Source organism: Pseudomonas sp. G.S.17 (genome assembly GCF_038096165.1).
In the GTDB taxonomy this organism is placed as follows: Bacteria; Pseudomonadota; Gammaproteobacteria; order Pseudomonadales; family Pseudomonadaceae; genus Aquipseudomonas.
Map to the genome: position 1 here is coordinate 5,190,463 of NZ_CP151076.1, position 18,851 is coordinate 5,209,313.

The 18,851-nt window shown below is 60.4% G+C and carries 15 protein-coding genes; 6 read left to right on the forward strand and 9 right to left on the reverse strand.

Features of this window, described 5'->3' with window-relative positions; translation table 11 throughout:
• Positions 1-2: 2 nt before the first annotated feature.
• From AABC73_RS24090 to mreB, 7 genes are all read right to left on the reverse strand, one after another.
• Positions 3-854, reverse strand: coding sequence for a carbon-nitrogen hydrolase family protein (locus tag AABC73_RS24090; RefSeq protein ID WP_341521259.1), 852 nt, complete (start codon positions 852-854; stop codon positions 3-5).
• A 45-nt stretch (positions 855-899) separates the two neighbouring features.
• Positions 900-4,712, reverse strand: a complete 3,813-nt coding sequence (locus AABC73_RS24095) for a YhdP family protein (protein ID WP_341521260.1) — start codon at positions 4,710-4,712, stop codon at positions 900-902.
• 182 nt (positions 4,713-4,894) lie between these two features.
• Positions 4,895-6,352 carry a ribonuclease G gene (gene rng, locus AABC73_RS24100; protein WP_331151098.1) on the reverse strand — a complete coding sequence of 486 codons (1,458 nt, stop codon included), beginning with the start codon at positions 6,350-6,352 and terminating at the stop codon, positions 4,895-4,897.
• Positions 6,349-6,948: a Maf family protein gene (locus tag AABC73_RS24105; protein ID WP_341521261.1), complete on the reverse strand. Its 600-nt coding sequence runs from the start codon at positions 6,946-6,948 to the stop codon at positions 6,349-6,351. The genes rng and AABC73_RS24105 overlap by 4 nt, the downstream gene beginning before the upstream one ends.
• A gap of 66 nt (positions 6,949-7,014) precedes the next feature.
• Complete coding sequence (mreD, locus tag AABC73_RS24110; RefSeq protein ID WP_341521262.1) at positions 7,015-7,506, reverse strand: rod shape-determining protein MreD; 492 nt, start codon at positions 7,504-7,506, stop codon at positions 7,015-7,017.
• Positions 7,499-8,644: a rod shape-determining protein MreC gene (gene mreC / locus AABC73_RS24115; protein ID WP_341524321.1), complete on the reverse strand. Its 1,146-nt coding sequence runs from the start codon at positions 8,642-8,644 to the stop codon at positions 7,499-7,501. Before mreC ends, mreD begins: the two co-directional genes overlap by 8 nt.
• A 168-nt stretch (positions 8,645-8,812) precedes the next feature.
• Positions 8,813-9,850, reverse strand: a complete 1,038-nt coding sequence (gene mreB / locus AABC73_RS24120; protein WP_020292894.1) for a rod shape-determining protein MreB — start codon at positions 9,848-9,850, stop codon at positions 8,813-8,815.
• 208 nt (positions 9,851-10,058) lie between these two features.
• Here mreB and gatC point away from each other — a divergent pair, with 208 nt between their 5' ends.
• The 6 genes from gatC (at position 10,059) to AABC73_RS24150 (ending at position 15,984) form a co-directional block, all read left to right on the forward strand.
• Positions 10,059-10,346 carry an Asp-tRNA(Asn)/Glu-tRNA(Gln) amidotransferase subunit GatC gene (gene gatC / locus AABC73_RS24125; RefSeq protein ID WP_020292893.1) on the forward strand — a complete coding sequence of 96 codons (288 nt, stop codon included), beginning with the start codon at positions 10,059-10,061 and terminating at the stop codon, positions 10,344-10,346.
• Between the two features lie 15 nt (positions 10,347-10,361).
• Positions 10,362-11,813, forward strand: coding sequence for an Asp-tRNA(Asn)/Glu-tRNA(Gln) amidotransferase subunit GatA (gene gatA / locus AABC73_RS24130; RefSeq protein ID WP_341521263.1), 1,452 nt, complete (start codon positions 10,362-10,364; stop codon positions 11,811-11,813).
• Positions 11,814-11,825: 12 nt separating this feature from the next.
• On the forward strand, positions 11,826-13,271 hold the full coding sequence (gene gatB, locus AABC73_RS24135; protein ID WP_341521264.1) for an Asp-tRNA(Asn)/Glu-tRNA(Gln) amidotransferase subunit GatB: 1,446 nt from the start codon (positions 11,826-11,828) through the stop codon (positions 13,269-13,271).
• Between the two features lie 108 nt (positions 13,272-13,379).
• Entirely contained in the window at positions 13,380-13,748 is a 369-nt protein-coding gene (locus tag AABC73_RS24140) for a septal ring lytic transglycosylase RlpA family protein (RefSeq protein ID WP_341521265.1), read from the forward strand.
• A 44-nt stretch (positions 13,749-13,792) separates the two neighbouring features.
• Positions 13,793-14,845 (forward strand): calcium/sodium antiporter, encoded by a 1,053-nt coding sequence (locus tag AABC73_RS24145; protein WP_341524322.1) that lies wholly within the window; start codon positions 13,793-13,795, stop codon positions 14,843-14,845.
• A gap of 71 nt (positions 14,846-14,916) precedes the next feature.
• Positions 14,917-15,984, forward strand: coding sequence for an IS630 family transposase (locus AABC73_RS24150; protein WP_034136202.1), 1,068 nt, complete (start codon positions 14,917-14,919; stop codon positions 15,982-15,984).
• A 32-nt stretch (positions 15,985-16,016) separates the two neighbouring features.
• Here the strand turns inward: AABC73_RS24150 and AABC73_RS24155 are convergent, their stop codons facing one another.
• Entirely contained in the window at positions 16,017-16,958 is a 942-nt protein-coding gene (locus AABC73_RS24155) for an AEC family transporter (RefSeq protein WP_341521266.1), read from the reverse strand.
• Positions 16,959-17,145: 187 nt separating this feature from the next.
• Positions 17,146-18,711: an alkaline phosphatase D family protein gene (locus AABC73_RS24160; protein ID WP_341521267.1), complete on the reverse strand. Its 1,566-nt coding sequence runs from the start codon at positions 18,709-18,711 to the stop codon at positions 17,146-17,148.
• Between the last annotated feature and the right edge of the window lie 140 nt (positions 18,712-18,851).

The following is an 18,851-nucleotide window of genomic DNA, read 5'->3' on the forward strand; positions in this document are numbered from 1 at the left end:
ATTCACTCCGAGGTCTGCACAGGCCGCAATGCGTCCTGCGAAAAAAAGCGCCGGTGACTGGACACCGGCATCCGCGCCCGTATGGACGCCTGTTCATCTATGTCGCGTTCGCCCAGCAGCACGGCTTCACCCTGCGCCTGCTCGGCCAGCACTCGACCCCAGGGGTCGACGATCGCGGCGTGCCCATAAGTTTCCCGAGGCCCCGGATGGACCCCGCCTTGCGCGGCCGCCAGCAGATAACACTGGGTTTCAATGGCCCGCGCCCGGACAAGAATGTCCCAATGCGCCGCACCGGTAACGGCGGTGAAGGCCGACGGTGCAGTAATCAATTCGGCGCCTGCTTCACGCAAGGCGCTGTACAGCTCAGGGAAGCGCAGGTCGTAACACACGCTCAAACCCAACCGACCCACGGGCGTGTCGACAACCACTACGTTATTGCCATGAGCATAGTCATCCGACTCACGATAACGGCCCCGGTTGTCCGCCACGTCCACATCGAACAGGTGCAGCTTGTCGTAACGCGCCACCTGTTCGCCGTGCTCATCGATCAACAGCGAGCAGGCGGTGACTTTGCCGTTCGGCTGATCACCGGGTGGCAGCGGCAAAGTGCCGGCAACTATCCATAACTTGAGGTCGCGAGCGGCCAGTTTCAACCACGGAAGGATCGGCCCTTGCCCTTGAGCCTCGGCGCGACCGATATCGGCGACGTCGCGACGACCCATGGCAGCGAAGTTTTCCGGCAATACCGCCAGGCGTGCGCCCGAGGCTGCAGCCTGCTCAAGCAAGCGGCGCGCTCGGTCCAGATTGCCCAGGACATCGCTCTGACTGACCATTTGAATCACGGCAAAAGACATGGCGCACTCCGCTGATGACAGGCCACCACTGTACTCCATGGCGTGTTATTGAGGTTTCTCAAAAGGCTTGTCGAAGGTGATCTTAGGTTCTTTCCACGGGCCTTCGACCTTGTATTGCACGCTGGCAAACCGCGCGACCCGATCACCCAGCAGCTTGTCGACCAGGAACAGCGCGCCGCCAATGGCCGGAGCGCCGACGATCAGCGCTGCAATCGGCAGGTTATTGGTCACCGGCAAAGTCACCAACAGCTTGGCGTCGACCCGGTCCTTGACCATGTCCAACGTGCCGTCCAGCTCCAGATTGCTCGACGGTCCGGCCAGGGTGATCGGCTTGCGGGTCACGTAGACGCCATCACTGGACACCAGCAACCCTTTGACCCGGTCATAGCTCAGGCCTTTGCCAAGCAAATCCGAGAAATCCAGGCGCAGACGGCGACCAATGGAGTTGAAGTTAAGCAGACCGAAGACCCTCAGCGCTGCGGCTCCACCTTCGACTTCGACGAACTGGCCGCTGCGCAAGGTTGCGTCCAGGCTGCCGGAGAAACGCTTGAGGGCGACCCAGGCCGGAGAGCCGGGCCAGCGGCCATCGACGTTCAATTCGAAATCCTCACTGGTGACCGTCGGCGCAAATCCCCAGCCTTTGAGGACGTCAGCGAGATTCTTGCCATCCAGACGGCCCTTGTACCAGCTGCTGCTGGAGCCCGGCGCGCCTTCCCAGACGCCTTCGCCCTGCAACAGCATGCCTTTGAGGCCCATGTCCATATCCAGAAAGCGGATGCCGGTCGCGGTCGGCCGGGTTTTCAGCGACCACGCGCCGACCAACTGCTCGCCCTGAAACACCTGAGTGATCTTGATATTCATCGCCGGAATTTTGGTCGGGTCGACATCGGCCAATGGGTCCGGCGCGTTTTCGATGACTGCGGCATTCGGATCGGCAGCTGGCAGACGCACGTAAAGCAGGTCGATACCGATGGGCGCGGTTTTCGCGTCGGGAATGCTTGCGCTGCCCTTGATCAGCTGGCTGTCCAGCGACAATCCCCAGGCCGTGTCGCTGCGCTTGAGCTGGACACTGGCTTGATCAAGGGTGGTGCCCATGGCGGTGAGCTTGCCGATTTGCAGGTCCACATTGTTGACCAACTGTTTGGCGCTGCCACCCGGATCATTGCCCGCGTAACGTTCGACAACCGCTTGCCATGGCGCCACGTCCAGTTCCGACAGGGAACCGCGTACACGCAGCCCCTTGGCGTCGGGAACGATGGCACCGCCGTCGCCGAGGAACAATTCACCACGCCCGTCCGCCAGCTTCCCTGCGGGAGAGGCAAACGCCAGACTGGCGAGGTTCGCATAGGTGAGGCCATATCGGCGCTCGGCGCCTTGCAAGGTCATGCGGAATTCGCTGTCACGGCTTTCATCGGCGGCTTTGCCAAACGGTGCCGGCAAATCGATAACCACGCCTTTGAGACTGGAATTGATCTTCAACTGGCTGTCATTGCCCAGCGTCAGTTGCAGCTGATACGGCAGATCGCCGGACACCGGCAGCGCCTGGGTCACGCCCAGCCATTCGGTAAGTTTGGGCACCGTGATCTGGCCACTGGCGACCACTCGGGTGATGTTTGCCCCCGGCTTGCCCTCCGCGGCGATTTCCGCCGTCACCGGACGATCAAAGGCTTGCGCCCGCACGCCCTTGCCGCTCAGGCCCTTGGCGTTGTCAAAACGGAAGTCACCCTTGAGCCGTGTCAGTTCCAGGACTGGATCGCTGAGTTTCAGCCGCGCCCCGTCGGTACTGAAATCCACCGCGATCTTCGGCTCCTGGCCTTTGACCAGCGGAATATCCAGCTTCAGCTTGCCTTGCAACGGACCCTCGCCTTGCCAGCCGGCAAAGGTGCTGGCGGTACCGATGGGCGCTTCCTGGAGAATCTTCACGCCATCAGCCAGACCACCGGCAAAGTCACCGTCCACCAGCAAATGACTGTCCTGCCCTGCCGGCACATGCGGGATATTCACCAACACGTTGCTGACCTGGGTATTGAGCAACTGGCCTTTGCTGGCCTTGATGCGCACGCCGCTGTTTTCCACGTAGACCTTGCCGTTGACGCCGGTCAGCTGTGGCCAGCCCGGCTGGAACGCCAGGGTCGCGTCACGCACTTTGAAGAACAGGCTGATCACCCGCGCGGTGTCTGGCGCGCCCTTGTTCAGAGAGCCTTGGTACTGGAAGAAACCCTGGTCGACCTTGCCCGCCAGAATCGCCGTGCGCAGCCACTCGTCCAGCGCAGGGCTGAGCACCGCCGGCAGGTATTTGCTGGTGTAGCTCCCGTCGCCATCGACCATGCCGACCCGCAGGTCCATGTAGTCTTCCTGGCTATTATCCAGATGAATGCGAATCAGGAAATCCGCCGCAATCTTGCCTTCGTCGCCGAGCACCTTGATGTACGGCGCAATTAACGTGAACGCTTTCTCATCCAGACGCCAGGTCAGACGCGCGTTGGCTTTCGGATAGGTCCAGGGCTTGGCGAAGATCGGGTCCAGATGCAGCATGAAATCTTCGCTGGCCAGACGCAGTTCGCCCTGACCGAGATCGCCGCTGATCGCGCCGCTGACATTCCCGGCAGCGGGTGCGCCGTGATAGGCGTTGAAACCGACCTTGTCCAGATTGGCGGCGAAGCTCAGTCGCTTGTCGCCGGTGGCTTGCGGGCGGAAATCCAGCAACACGTTGCGCAGGCCACCGGTGACCTTGAGGCTGTCGATGACGGCCATCAGCTTGTCCGGCAGCGGTGCCAGTGAATCAATCAACGGCGTGACCGGCGTCAGGTCCAGACGATCGGCCTGAACATGCCAGAGCTCTTCGGTGTCGGCCGTGGCGACCTGCTGATTGAGTTGAACCCGGCTTTCCCAGCGCTTGGCGCCCAGGTCCATGGCGAGGGAACCCAGGGTTACGTCAAAGCCTGTTTCGTTGCGTTTGAACCAGGCATTGAGGGCCAGATTGTTGATCGTCGAAGCCTTGCGTTCGGCATAGCCCGCCTTGACTTGCGGAGCGTTGATCCGCGCCACCGCACTCTGGACCGTGCCTTTGCCCCAACTCAGCCAGAATTCGCCGCCCGCCTTCAGCGTGGAAACTTTCCACTCACGGGTCAGGGTTTTCGGCAGCCATTGCGCCCACTCGCTCTGCGGCAGGCTCAGATACACATCGGCCTCGCCTTCCTGCCATTTGCTGGCCTGGATGCGCGAACGCAGGTTCAGGGCCACGGGGTGCCCGTCCGGCAACGTCAGCCGCGCATCGAGACGCTGGTGATAGCTGCCGGTGGCGAGGCTGAGGTTCACGTAAGTCAGCGTGAATGGCGCCTGGCCGAACGGCTGCAGGGTAATCTGACTGTTGAGCAGCGACAGACGCGAAACCATCTGCATCTGGGTCAGGACCTGTTGCGGATCGAAAGGCTTGTCATTGCTGACCGGCAAACCCTGCAGCGCCCAGCGCCCGTCCTGATCCTGCTTCAAGCTCACTTGCAGGCCGTTGACCTCCAGATGCGCGATACGCACTTCCCGGGCCAGCAGGCTTGCCCACAAATCAGGCACCGCGCGGATCTGATCCAGGCGAACCGTGGCCGTCCCTTCGCCCAGCATCACATCGTGAGCCACGAAGATGGGTGCAAAACCACTCCAGCTGCCTTCCAGGCTGCCGATTGCCAAGGGCATGCCCAAAGCGGCGCGCGCCTTGCTCTCGACTTCAGCGCGGTATTCGGAAATCAGCGGCGTAAGCTGACGACCGACGCTGACGTACAGCGCCGCCAGCACCAGAACCAGCGCGCACAGCATCAGCCCCCAACGCGTCAGGGTGGCAAAAATACGTGTCAGACGCTCCATGTCCAAGAGCCTCCGCGCCGGGGTCCGCAAAGTTCAGCTTGCGTGAAATGGGCCCGGCTCAATCGTGCAGGTGCGAGTACGTCCGGGTTTTGCTCATTTGCCACGCATAATTCTCGTTATAAGGGCGTCCTTGCCGCTGGCCCTACGGCACTGTTCTCGATACATGTTCACTACGTGCAAGGTCAGAGCAACACCACGTCGTATTGTTCCTGGGAATACATGGTTTCTACTTGAAAACGAATGGTACGGCCAATGAAGCCTTCCAGTTCCGCGACGTTTCCGGACTCTTCATCGAGCAGTCGATCCACGACACGCTGGTTGGCCAGCACCCGATAACCCACCGCCTGATAGGCCCGCGCTTCGCGCAGGATCTCGCGGAAGATTTCGTAACACACGGTTTCCGGGGTCTTCAGCTTGCCACGGCCCTGACAACTGCTGCACGGCTCACACAACACCTGTTCAAGGCTTTCGCGGGTGCGCTTGCGGGTCATCTGCACCAGACCCAGCTCGGTGATGCCGATGATGTTGGTCTTGGCGTGGTCACGCTCAAGCTGTTTTTCCAGCGTACGCAGAACCTGGCGTTGGTGCTCGCCGTCTTCCATGTCGATGAAATCGATGATGATGATGCCGCCCAGATTGCGCAGGCGCAGCTGGCGGGCAATCGCGGTTGCCGCTTCCAGGTTGGTCTTGAAGATGGTTTCTTCGAGGTTGCGATGGCCGACGAACGCACCGGTATTGACGTCGATGGTGCTCATGGCTTCGGCCGGATCGATCACCAGATAGCCGCCCGACTTGAGCGGGACTTTGCGCTCCAGAGCCTTCTGGATTTCATCCTCGACGCCGTACAGATCGAAAATCGGCCGCTCACCCGGATAGTGTTCCAGACGATCAGCGATTTCCGGCATCAGTTCGGCAACGAATTGCGTGGTTTTCTGGAAGGTTTCCCGCGAGTCGATGCGAATTTTCTCGATGCGCGGGCTGACCAGATCGCGCAAGGTGCGCAGCGCAAGGCCGAGGTCTTCGTAGATCACGCTGGGTGTCGAGGCGGTCTTGATTTGCTCGCCGATCTGATCCCAAAGCCTGCGCAGGTAGCGAATGTCCATGAGGATTTCGTCGGCACCGGCGCCTTCGGCTGCCGTGCGCAGAATGAACCCGCCCGCTTCCTTGATACCTTCGAGGGCAACGCAATCGGTCACGACTTTCTTGAGTCGCTCGCGTTCGGCTTCATCCTCGATCTTCAGGGAAATACCGACATGCGCCGTGCGCGGCATATACACCAGGTACCGCGAAGGGATCGACAGTTGCGTGGTCAGGCGCGCGCCTTTGCTGCCGATCGGGTCCTTGGTGACCTGCACCACAAGACTCTGACCTTCGTGGACCAGCGAGCTGATGCTTTCCACGGACGGGCCTTCACGCATGGATATTTCCGAGGCGTGAATGAACGCTGCCCGGTCCAGGCCGATATCGATGAATGCAGCTTGCATGCCGGGCAATACCCGCACGACCTTGCCTTTGTAGATATTGCCGACGATGCCGCGACGCTGGGTCCGCTCGACGTGGACTTCCTGCAGAACACCGTTTTCCACCACCGCCACGCGCGACTCCATCGGCGTGATGTTGATCAGGATCTCTTCACTCATGACTTGTCACCTTCCAGGCATTGCCAACAGGGTATGCCGAAACGGCCAAGCAGTTCTGCGGTTTCGCACAGCGGCAGCCCAACCACAGCGGAATAACTGCCTTGCAAGCCCTCGACGAAGATCGCCGCCAGACCCTGGATAGCATAGCTGCCAGCCTTGTCCCGAGGTTCGCCGCTGGCCCAGTAAGCTTTTGCTTCATGTGTCGCGATGCTGCGAAAACGGACGCGACTGCTGACGGTTCGGGTTTCGCAGCGTTGCCGGTCGATCAGCGCAATGGACGTCAGCACTTCATGCTCACGCCCGGACAGCGCCGCCAGCATGGCCAGCGCATCGGCTTCGTCGACCGGCTTGCCGAGGATCCGGCCATCGAGCACCACGGCAGTGTCGGCGCCCATGACGCAAGCGTCATCGTCACTCAGCTGCGCAAGCCCGGCCTCGGCCTTGCCGCGCGCCAGACGCTCGACATAGGCCACGGCGGGCTCGTTGGGTAATGGGGTTTCGTCTATCTGCGCGCTGAGCACAGTGAAGGGCACGCCGATCTGAGTGAGTAATTCACGGCGGCGCGGTGAGCCAGAAGCCAGATGAAGCTGGGGCATGAGGACATCTCCGTGTCGATGAGGGTGAACGCCATCCTGATAAAAGCGCGTTCGCCCAAAGGCTCGTTAGTTGATTCTCAAACGCTTGCGCAACCCGCGCAGGCCATAACTGACCCAAGGCCACAACAGTGCGCTGACCAAGGCTGGCAGCACCAGGGCAAGAGTCGGCTGGCGGTTGCCGGTCAGGGCGCTGAGCCACAGTTGCGCCAGTTGGGCGAGACCGAACACGACCAGGAGAACGAGGCATTGCTGCCAGATGGGGAACATTCGCAGGCGTTGATGCAAGGTCATGACCAGAAACGCGATCAGACTGAGGATCAACGCATTCTGCCCCAGCAGCGTGCCGTACAGCACGTCTTCCATCATGCCCAGCATCCAGGCGGTGGTCATGCCGACTTTATGGGGCAGCGCCAGAATCCAGAAGGTCAGCAACAGCGCCAGCCACAGTGGCCGGAAGATTTCCATGAACTGTGGCAGCGGCGAAACGCTCAACAGCAGGCCAATCGCGAAAGTGAGCCAGACGACCCACCCATTGCGGGCCGGGGCGAGACTAACCATCGATTCTCTCCCGAGTGGTGGCGGGCGCGGCGGCCGGTGGTTTGGTAACGGCCGGCGTTGCGGCAGGCTTGGCCGGCGGCTTGCTGGCGGGTTTGCTGGCCGGTTTTGGTGCGGTAGTCGCAGGAATTGCTGGCGCATGGGTCGGCGCAGCAGTACCTGGCTTCACTGGCGTCGTCGCGGCTGGCGCAGCGCCCGGCTTGACCGGTGCAGTGGTGGCCGGAGTTGCGGTCCCGGCGCCTTGGGCAGCAGCAGGCTCGGCGGCTTTTTCGGCAGACTCCTGAGCCTGGGCGGCTTCGGCGGCGCGCTCTTCCGGCGAGCGTCCGTCGGAGAACACCAGCAGCAGGTAACGACTGCGATTCAAGGCCGCAGTCGGCACGGCACGAACGATGGCAAACGGCTGGCCGGAATCGTGAATCACTTCCTTGACCGTCGCCACCGGATAACCGGCCGGGAAACGCTGACCGAGGCCAGAACTCACCAGCAGATCGCCTTCCTTGATATCCGCCGTGTCCGCGACGTGGCGCAGCTCCAGGCGCTCCGGGTTACCGGTGCCACTGGCAATGGCGCGCAGGCCGTTACGGTTGACCTGCACCGGAATGCTGTGGGTTGTGTCGGTCAGCAACAGAACGCGGGAGGTGTACGGCATCAACTCGACGACTTGCCCCATCAGGCCGCGGGCATCGAGCACCGGCTGGCCGAGGACCACACCATCGCGTTCGCCTTTGTTGATGATGATTCGATGGGTGAACGGGTTCGGGTCCATGCCGATCAGCTCGGCGACTTCGACTTTCTCGTTAACCAGCGCCGAAGAATTGAGCAACTCGCGCAGACGCACGTTCTGCTCGGTAAGGGCCGCCAGTTTTTGCAGGCGCCCTTGCAGAAGCAAAGCCTCGGTCTTGAGTTTTTCATTTTCGGCGAGCAGTTCGGTCCGGCTGCCAAACTGGCTGGCGACGCCTTGATAAAGGCGCTGCGGCAGATCGACTATCCAGTAGGACTGCATCAAGACCAGCGACATCTGGCTACGCAGCGGTTTGAGCACGGTAAACCGGGCATCGACCACCATCAGCGCTACCGATAACACGACCAGCACCAACAGGCGCACGCCCAGCGACGGGCCTTTTGTGAAAAGCGGTTTAATAGGCCGCTCCTCCAGGGCAAGATTTCAATTGGCTGTGCTTATTCATGCGGCATTGAACCGGCCTGGACAGATGAGAAAGTGAACACCGGATTTCGGCGTCAGCCTAACGCATACAGGTAGCCAAAGCGCTACCTGTAAACATAAGGCTGCCTGAAGTGCTGCCAGCAATCACTCGCTGGAAAGCAGATCCATGGTGTGCTTATCCATCATTTCCAGCGCACGGCCACCGCCACGCGCTACACAGGTCAACGGGTCTTCGGCAACGATGACCGGCAAACCGGTTTCCTGGGCGAGCAATTTGTCCAGGTCGCGCAGCAAGGCGCCACCACCGGTCAATACCAGACCGCGCTCGGCGATGTCCGAAGCCAGTTCCGGAGGCGATTGTTCCAGGGCGCTTTTCACGGCCTGAACGATGGTCGCCAGGGATTCCTGCAACGCTTCGAGCACTTCGTTGGAATTCAGTGTAAAGGCACGTGGAACGCCTTCGGCCAGATTACGGCCGCGCACGTCGACTTCACGCACTTCGCCGCCCGGATAGGCGGTACCGATTTCCTGCTTGATGCGCTCAGCGGTTGATTCACCGATCAGGCTGCCGTAGTTACGACGCACGTAAGTGATGATCGCTTCGTCGAAACGGTCGCCGCCAACCCGTACGGATTCGGCGTAAACCACACCGTTCAGGGAGATCAGGGCGATTTCAGTGGTACCACCACCGATATCGACAACCATCGAACCGCGTGCTTCTTCAACCGGCAGACCGGCGCCGATAGCAGCAGCCATGGGTTCTTCGATCAAAAATACTTCACGTGCACCGGCACCAAGGGCCGATTCGCGAATGGCGCGACGCTCGACCTGAGTCGATTTGCACGGTACGCAGATCAGCACCCGAGGGCTTGGCTGCAGAAAGCTGTTTTCGTGAACCTTGTTGATAAAGTACTGCAGCATCTTTTCGCACACGCTGAAATCGGCGATCACGCCGTCTTTCATTGGGCGAATAGCCGCGATGTTGCCTGGAGTCCGGCCGAGCATGCGCTTGGCTTCCATCCCGACAGCAACGACGCTCTTCTGGTTTCCGTGGGTCCGAATGGCCACAACTGATGGTTCATTCAGAACGATACCGCGCTCACGCACGTAGATAAGGGTGTTGGCAGTGCCCAGGTCGATAGACAGATCGCTGGAAAACATGCCACGCAGTTTCTTGAACATGGGAAAGGGACCCTAGGGAACGCGTGGGTAAAAAAGTGCGGCAAACTCTAACAACGACAGGGATTTTGGGCAAGGAGCCAATATGTTAAATTAGCGGCTTTTCCGAGCATGACCCTAGACGTTCGCGGCCTTATGACCGTAGAAATGCGATAGTGTTCGCCAATCTAACACACAGATCCGTTCCGTAAGCATTCCACTGGAGAACCCCATGGCGCTTGATCGCTCCGACGTGGAAAAGATCGCTCATCTGGCCCGACTTGGCCTGAATGACGCCGATATCCCGCGTACTACCGAAGCATTAAATAATATTCTTGCGCTGGTTGATCAGATGCAAGCCGTCGATACCACCGGCATCGAACCGCTGGCGCACCCGCTGGAAGCGTCGCAACGTCTGCGCGAAGACGTCGTTACCGAGCAAAATCATCGCGAGACTTACCAAGCCATCGCACCAGCGGTCGAACACGGCCTTTATCTGGTTCCGAAAGTCATCGAGTAAGGGAATGAGCCTGCAATGCATCAAATGACTCTGGCCGAGATCGCCCGCGGACTCGCCGAAAAAAAGTTTTCTTCTGAAGAATTGACCCGTGTCCTGCTCGCGCGCATCACGCAGCTCGACCCGCAGATCAACAGCTTCATTACCCTCACCGAAGACCTGGCCATCACCCAGGCGCAGGCCGCTGACGCTCGTCGTGCCGCCGGTGAGAACAATCCGTTGCTCGGCGCACCGTTGGCCCACAAGGATTTGTTCTGCACCAAAGGCATCCGCACCAGCTGCGCGTCGAAGATGCTCGACAACTTCAAGGCGCCGTACGACGCCACCGTGGTTGCCAAACTGGCTGCAGCGGGCACCGTGACCCTGGGCAAGACCAACATGGACGAATTCGCCATGGGTTCGGCCAACGAGTCGAGCCACTATGGCGCGGTGAAAAACCCGTGGAGCCTTGAACATGTGCCGGGCGGTTCGTCCGGCGGTTCGGCTGCTGCGGTTGCTGCACGCTTGCTGCCCGCAGCAACAGGCACTGACACCGGCGGCTCGATTCGCCAGCCCGCCGCGCTGACCAACCTCACCGGCCTGAAACCGACGTATGGTCGGGTTTCCCGCTGGGGCATGATCGCCTACGCGTCGAGCCTCGATCAGGCCGGCCCGCTGGCCCGCTCGGCCGAAGACTGCGCGCTGCTGCTGCAAGGCATGGCCGGTTTCGACCCGCAGGATTCCACCAGCATTGACGAGCCTGTGCCGGATTACAGCGCCAGCCTCAATCAGTCGCTCAAAGGCCTGCGCATCGGCATCCCGAAAGAATATTTCGGCGCAGGTCTCGACCCGCGTATTGCCGAGCTGGTTCTGGAAAGCGTCAAGGAGCTGGAAAAACTCGGCGCCGTTGTCAAGGAAGTCAGCCTGCCGAACCTGCAACACGGCATCCCGGCTTATTACGTGATCGCGCCGGCTGAAGCCTCGTCCAACCTGTCGCGTTTCGACGGTGTGCGTTTCGGCTATCGCTGCGAAGACCCGAAAGACCTGACCGACCTGTACAAGCGCTCCCGCGCCGAGGGTTTCGGCCCGGAAGTACAACGCCGGATCCTGGTCGGTGCCTACGCGCTGTCCGCTGGTTATTACGACGCGTATTACCTGCAAGCGCAGAAGATCCGTCGCTTGATCAAGAATGATTTCATGAGCGCCTTCACTGAAGTCGACGTGATTCTCGGCCCGACCACGCCTAACCCGGCCTGGAAAATCGGCGCCAAGAACAACGATCCGATTTCCGAGTACCTGGAAGACTTCTACACCATCACCGCCAACCTCGCGGGTCTGCCGGGCTTGTCCATGCCAGCAGGTTTTGTCGAAGGTTTGCCGGTCGGCGTGCAGTTGCTTGCCCCGTACTTCCAGGAAGGCCGCCTGCTCAACGTCGCCCACCAATACCAGCAAGTCACTGACTGGCATTTGCGCGCGCCGACAGGCTTCTAAGGAGAAACACACATGTCATGGGAAGTTGTCATCGGGCTGGAAATTCACACCCAGCTGTCGACCCAATCGAAGATTTTCTCCGGTAGCTCAATCACGTTTGGCTCCGAGCCCAATACTCAGGCCAGCCTTGTCGACCTGGGCATGCCGGGTGTCTTGCCGGTGCTCAATAAAGAAGCCGTGCGTATGGCCGTCAAGTTCGGCCTGGCGGTAGATGCCGAAATCGGCAAGCACAACGTGTTCGCCCGCAAGAACTACTTCTATCCGGATCTGCCCAAGGGTTACCAGATCAGCCAGATGGAATTGCCGATTGTCGGCAAGGGCCATCTGGATATCACCCTTGAAGACGGCACCGTCAAGCGCGTCGGTATTACCCGCGCGCACCTTGAAGAAGACGCCGGCAAAAGCCTGCACGAAGACTTCAGCGGCATGACCGGCATCGACCTCAACCGCGCGGGCACCCCGCTGCTGGAAATCGTTTCCGACCCGGACATGCGTTCGGCCAAGGAAGCCGTGGCGTATGTCAAAGCCATGCACGCGCTGGTCCGCTACCTGGGCATCTGCGACGGCAACATGGCCGAAGGCTCGCTGCGTTGCGACTGCAACGTGTCGATTCGTCCAAAGGGCCAGGTTGAGTTCGGCACCCGCTGCGAGATCAAGAACGTCAACTCGTTCCGCTTCATCGAGAAGGCGATCAACAGTGAAATCCAGCGTCAGATCGATCTGATCGAAGACGGCGGCAAGGTCATCCAGCAGACCCGTCTTTACGATCCAAACAAAGACGAAACCCGCGCCATGCGCAGCAAGGAGGAAGCCAACGACTACCGTTACTTCCCCGATCCAGACCTGCTGCCGGTGATCATCGAAGACTCGTTCATCGAAGAAACCCGCGCCACGCTGCCGGAGCTGCCGCCGCAAAAACGCGAGCGTTTCCAGGCGCAGTTCGGTCTGTCGGCCTACGACGCCAGCGTCCTGGCTTCAAGCCGCGAGCAAGCCGACTACTTCGAACAAGTGGTCAGCATCAGTGGCGACGCCAAACTGGCGGCCAACTGGGTCATGGTCGAGCTGGGCAGCCTGCTGAACAAGCTGGGCCTGGAAATCGAACAATCCCCGGTCAGCGCCGAGCAATTGGGCGGCATGTTGTTGCGCATCACCGACAACACCATCTCGGGCAAAATCGCCAAGATGGTCTTCGAGGGCATGGCCAACGGCGAAGGCACTGCGGATCAGGTCATCGAAACCCGCGGCATGAAACAGGTCACCGACAGCGGCGCCATTGAATCGATGCTCGACGAGATGCTCGCCGCCAATGCGCAGCAGGTCGTGGATTATCGGGCAGCGGACGAAGCCAAGCGCGGCAAGATGTTTGGTTTCTTCGTCGGCCAGGCCATGAAAGCCTCCAAGGGCAAGGCCAACCCGCAGCAGGTCAATGAACTGCTGAAGAAGAAGCTGGAAGGCTGATTCAGAGGGCGGCGACCGATCCGTAGGACCGGCTTTAGCCGGGAGCACGCCTCCCGGCTAAAGCCGGTCCTACGGGCAACACGCGTCTGCACATCCAAGGACCAAACCATGCTGCGGCTTCTTGCCTCTTGCGCCCTGATCTCCCTGCTCACCGGTTGCGCGACGGGCCTCATCGATCCTCACGGTTACGATGAAACCGGCGGCGCTTCGTATTACGGCTCGCAACATCACGGCAATCGCACTGCCAGTGGCGAGCGCTTCGATCAGAACTCACTGACCGCAGCACATCGGCGGCTGCCCTTTGGCACCCGCGTCAAAGTAACCAATCTGGACAATGACAAATCAGTGGTCGTGCGTATCAACGATCGCGGCCCGCACACCCGTGGCCGATTGATCGATTTGTCACGCGCAGCGGCTGCACAACTGGGTATGCTGCGCAGCGGAACCGCTCAGGTCCGTGTGCAAGCCCTCGAATAAGGACGCCCGGAATTCTTCAGCTCTCAACCCTGCCGCTGCCGAGCCTGATCCAATGGATCAGCGGCCTGCTGCTGCTGGTCATCGGCGCCGAGCTGTCGGTGCGCGCCGCAGTCAGCCTCGCCACGACTCTTGGCATTCGCCCGCTGTTCATCGGCCTGACCTTTGTGGCCCTGGGCAGCAGCGCGCCGCAGATGGCGGTCGGCTTGCAAGCGGCCTTCACCTCCAGCCCGGACATCGCCGTGGGCAGCGTGGTGGGCGGCAATATTTTCAATGTACTGGTGACGCTGGGCCTGTGCGCACTGGTCATCCCGTTGCGCGTCACCCGGCAACTGGTGCGCCTGGAAATCCCCTTGATGGTCGCCGCCAGCGCCCTGGTCTTCGTCCTGTCGTTGAACGGCGAGCTGGGCGTGATCGACGGCGTGACGCTGCTGCTGGGATTGCTGGCTTATCTGCTGATCGTGCTGCGCCAGTCCGGCCAGGGCTTTGCTTACCGACAGTCAGCCAGCAAAGGTCGCTCGCCCAAGGCCTGGCCAATTCTGCTGCGCATGACGGCATTGGTCTGCGGGATTGCGCTGCTGGTGTTTGGCAGCCATCTGCTGGTGGCCGCATCGGTGATCATCGCCCTCGACCTGGGTTTGTCCGAGCGTATCATCGGCTTGACGGTGATCGCGGTCAGCACGTCCCTGCCAGGTTTGACCACTTCATTGATTGCCGCTTTTCGCGGCGAACGTGACATCGCCGTGGGCAACGTGATCGGCAGTAATCTGTTCAATCTGCTGGGTGTAATAGGCGTCACTGCGCTGCTCACGCCGGTGCCGTTGTCGGTTTCGCCCAATGCGCTGGATTTCGATCTGCCGGTGATGCTCGGCGTCGCCGCCTTGTGCCTGCCGCTGTTCTATTCCGGTTATCGCATCACGCGCTTCGAAGGCCTGCTATTGCTGGCGTTGTACCTGGCTTACGGGCTGCACATCGTGTCGTTTACCACCGGCATGCCGCTGGCCGACACGCTGGAGCGGCTGATGGTGCGCTTCGTCCTTCCGGTGCTGGCGGTCTTCGTGGTGTACAGCACGATCAAGGCGTGGCGGCGCCAGCACTAGTGTGCCGTCTCTGAAATAAGTTTCTAACCTGAGCTATGCTTCTGTGGTCAGTCAGTGCTTGGAGTGATCACATGAACTCTCAGGACATCGTGCTCAGTGAAGACGAACAAATTGAACTGAGTCGGCGCATAAGATCAGCCACGATCAGTCAGCGCGACGGTCGTCGGGCACGGGTGATTTTGCTAGCCGCTCGAGGTTGTTCTCGTAACGAGATTGCCCAGTTGACAGGTCTCTCCGTTGTTTCAGTCACCCGCTGGTGCAAGCGCTTTCAAGAGCTGCGTCTACAAGGCCTAGTGGATCTGCCCGGACGAGGTCGCAAGCCATCCCTATCGGCCGAAGCGTTGAAACGAACACTTGAGCAGGTCACTCAGCCGCGTATCGGTCAGCCTCGCTGGAGCTGTCGAAGCATGGCGCGAGTCGCCGGCATTTCACCGGCCAGCGTCCAGCGCATATGGGCCGCCAACGATATAAAACCGCACCTGACACGTACCTTCAAACTGTCCAAAGATCCAAACTTCGAAGAGAAGTTCTGGGACGTCATCGGGCTGTATCTGGATCCGCCGGATAAGGCATTGGTGCTTTGTTGCGATGAAAAAAGCCAGGTTCAGGCTCTGGAGCGTACCCAGCCTGGACTGCCTTTGGGGATCGGTCATATCCGTACGCAATCGCACGATTATGTCCGCCATGGCACCGTCACCTTGTTCACTGCGCTGGATTATCTTCAGGGGCGCTTGATCAGTTCCATAGAGCGCCAACACCGGCATCAGGAATGGCTGGAGTTTCTCAAGAAGATCAATCGAGAAACGCCCAAACAGCTCCAATTGCATCTGATCGTGGACAACTACGCCACGCATAAACACCCGAAAGTGAAGGCATGGCTTGAGAAGCACAAGCGCTTCCACATGCACTTCACCCCGACCTCCAGCTCGTGGATGAACATGGTTGAGCGCTTCTTTCGCGATATCACGGTGTACCTGCGTGACGGCAGTTTCAGCTCGGTTCGCGAACTGGAAAGCTCGATCACCACGTTCCTAGCACTGCGAAATGCGCAGCCGACTCGCTATGTCTGGAACGCCAAGGGGGAAGATATTTTGAACAAGATACAGCGAGCCCGTGAGGCAATGGCCTCACAGGCATGAGGAGCTTTATTTTTGAGACAGCACACTAGACGCTAGATCCAGCCGCCCCACTGCAAAATAAAGATGCCGATATTGGTCGTCACCGCCGCTGCCAGGGTGGTGATAACAATGATCGCTGCCGCCAGCTCATGATTGCCATTGGCAGCACGGGCCATGACGTAACTGGCCGCAGCGGTGGGGCTGCCGAAGTACAGAAACAGAATCCCCAGCTCCGCGCCGCGAAAACCGCACAGCCACGCCGCCAGCGTGCAGATCACCGGCAGCGTGACCATTTTCATCATGCTGGCGCTGATCGCCAAGCTGCCACTTTTGCGTAGCGACGTCAGCGACAGCGTGCCGCCGATGCAGATCAGCGCCAGCGGCAAGGTCATCTGCGCCAGGTAATTACCCGATGTCTCGAACCAGTGCGGCAAGCCGATCTTGAAGTAAGCGAACGGCGCCGCCGCCAGCACGCTGATGATCAGCGGGTTACAGAGCACGCTTTTGAAGACGCTCCAGGGATCGGACTTGATCACCGGGCTGTACACCGCGAGCACGATGGTCGACAGCGCGTTGTAGAACAGAATCACCAGCGCGGCGAGGATTGCCCCCAGCGAAATGCCGTAATCGCCGTACATGCTGGCCGCCAGCGCGAGGCCGATGACGCCGTTGTTGCCGCGAAACGCGCCTTGCACGAAGATGCCGCGTTCTACCAGCGGCACCCGCCAGATCGCCCAGCCCCAGGCAAATGCGAAGCCGAACAGCGTAGCGGCGCTAAAAAATATCAGCAGCGATGGCTGCAAGGCCGCATGCAGATCCGCGTGGATAATCCCCAGGAACAGCAAGGCCGGCATGGTGACGTTAAACACCAGGCTCGACGCCGTCATGATGAAGCCGTCATCAATCCAGCCGATGCGCTTGAGGATCACGCCCAGAAACAACATGGCGAACACCGGCGCGGTGATGTTCAGGGTTTCGAGAAAAATGGAAAGCATGCCCAGAACCCTGTCCCGTCGTTAGGTAGCTAATGATAAGCCACCGATGACGCGAGTGTTACAGGGAATTGCCCATGACGGGCTCCAAATACTTGTGGGAGCAAGCTTGCTTGCGAAGACTATCTACCACTTCACAAAGAAGCGTTGGATGGACCAGGCGCTTCGCGAGCAAGCTCGCTCCCACAGTTCAGGCCACTTCGGCGGCGGGCACCAGCTTCTTCTCGAACACCGAAACCCCGTCCAGATCGCGCAACGTCACGGTCAGCTCGGCGCTCTGGCCGTCGATGTTCACTTCGCCGAAGAACTGAAATCCGGCGAAGGGCGAGGTGTTTTGCGCCGGCGGGGCTTTCTGGAACACCAGCTCGGGGCCGAAGGTCTTGTCCAGCGGATTGGGCCCGAAGCTGCCGGCGTTCAACGGCCCGGCGACGAATTCCCAGAACGGGTCGAAATCCTGGAACACCGCTCGATCCGGTTGATAGTGGTGCGCCGCGCAGTAATGCACATCGGCGGTCAGCCACACGCAATCGCGGACCTTTTGCGCGCGCAGAAAACCCAGCAGCTCGGCGACTTCCAGTTCGCGGCCGGCTGCCGGGCCGTCGTTGCCGTTGGCGATGGCTTCCCAGCGCCCGACGCCCGGACTCACCTCGCCATCCGGCACGCCAAGGCCGATCGGCATATCGGCGGCAATCACCTTCCATTGCGCGCTGGAAGCCTTGAGTTCGGCCTTGAGCCAATCCAGTTGCTGGCGCCCGAGGAACGCGGTGTCCGGCCCCGGTTTCTCGTCGAGGTTGGCATCGTTGCCGCCGCGATAACTGCGCATATCCAGCACGAACACATCCAGCAGCGGGCCATAGCTGAGCTTGCGATAGATGCGCCCGCCGTTGTCGGCCTGCTGCAAGCGCATCGGCGCGTACTCAAGAAACGCCTGTCGCCCACGAGTGGCCAGCAGCCGAATATCCTTTTCCTTGTAGCGATCATCCAGTTGCTTGCTCGGCGACCAGTTGTTGGTGACTTCGTGATCGTCCCATTGCCAGATTTGCGGCACCTCGGCATTGAAGCGCCGCAGGTTGTCGTCCAGCAGGTTGTAGCGGTAAGCGCCGCGATATTCATCGAGGGTTTCCGCGACTTTGCTTTTCGCTTCGGTGGTGATGTTGCGCCAGATGCGCCCGCCTTCCGTGACGACCTGCGCAGGAACCGGGCCATCGGCATAGATGGTGTCGCCGCTGTGAATGAAGAAGTCCGGCAAACGCAGACGCATGGCTTCGTAGATACGCATGCCGCCGATGTCCGGATTGATGCCGAAGCCTTGCCCGACCGTGTCGCCACTCCAGACGAAGCGCAAATCCCGGCGCTGTTGTGGCGCGCTGCGCAAATGGCCGAACCAGGGTTCGCTGGTGACGCCGGACTGGGCGTCTTCGAATTGCACGCGGTAGAAAATCGCCTGATCGCTGGGCAATTCGCTGAGTTCGACGCGCGCCGTGAAGTCGGTGCGCTGATCCGCCAGGGCGGAAACCACCCGGCGGGGATTGGTGAACATGCTGCGCGTGTCCCACTCGACCACCATCCGCGCAGGCCGGTCGCTGCGGCTCCAGACCACGGCGCGGTCGCCCAGCAAGTCGCCGGACTGCACGCCATCGGTGATTTTCGGACGATCCTGAACCGCAGCGATGACCGCCGGGGCCAGGCCCGGCAGCAGCAAACCGGCGCCTGCGACCTGGATGATGCGACGACGGGTGAGATCGAACTGAGTCATGGCGGGCCCCTTGGGTGATTTAGCCAAAAGGGGAAAGCTAGCAGGGCAATGTTGGCTGAATGTGACAGCGATGATCCAGCCTCTTCGGGGACAAGTCCCCTGCTACCGGTTGTGCCGGGCTCGGTAGGACCGGACTTGTC

Coding starts and splice junctions, on each gene's coding strand:
- AABC73_RS24095 (WP_341521260.1), bottom strand. CDS start 4,712: ATGGAGCGTCTGACACGTATTTTTGCCACCCTGACGCGTTGGGGGCTG.
- AABC73_RS24155 (WP_341521266.1), bottom strand. CDS start 16,958: ATGCTTTCCATTTTTCTCGAAACCCTGAACATCACCGCGCCGGTGTTC.
- gatC (WP_020292893.1), top strand. CDS start 10,059: ATGGCGCTTGATCGCTCCGACGTGGAAAAGATCGCTCATCTGGCCCGA.
- AABC73_RS24105 (WP_341521261.1), bottom strand. CDS start 6,948: ATGCCCCAGCTTCATCTGGCTTCTGGCTCACCGCGCCGCCGTGAATTA.
- rng (WP_331151098.1), bottom strand. CDS start 6,352: ATGAGTGAAGAGATCCTGATCAACATCACGCCGATGGAGTCGCGCGTG.
- AABC73_RS24150 (WP_034136202.1), top strand. CDS start 14,917: ATGAACTCTCAGGACATCGTGCTCAGTGAAGACGAACAAATTGAACTG.
- mreB (WP_020292894.1), bottom strand. CDS start 9,850: ATGTTCAAGAAACTGCGTGGCATGTTTTCCAGCGATCTGTCTATCGAC.
- mreD (WP_341521262.1), bottom strand. CDS start 7,506: ATGGTTAGTCTCGCCCCGGCCCGCAATGGGTGGGTCGTCTGGCTCACT.
- AABC73_RS24090 (WP_341521259.1), bottom strand. CDS start 854: ATGTCTTTTGCCGTGATTCAAATGGTCAGTCAGAGCGATGTCCTGGGC.
- gatA (WP_341521263.1), top strand. CDS start 10,362: ATGCATCAAATGACTCTGGCCGAGATCGCCCGCGGACTCGCCGAAAAA.
- AABC73_RS24160 (WP_341521267.1), bottom strand. CDS start 18,711: ATGACTCAGTTCGATCTCACCCGTCGTCGCATCATCCAGGTCGCAGGC.
- AABC73_RS24140 (WP_341521265.1), top strand. CDS start 13,380: ATGCTGCGGCTTCTTGCCTCTTGCGCCCTGATCTCCCTGCTCACCGGT.
- gatB (WP_341521264.1), top strand. CDS start 11,826: ATGTCATGGGAAGTTGTCATCGGGCTGGAAATTCACACCCAGCTGTCG.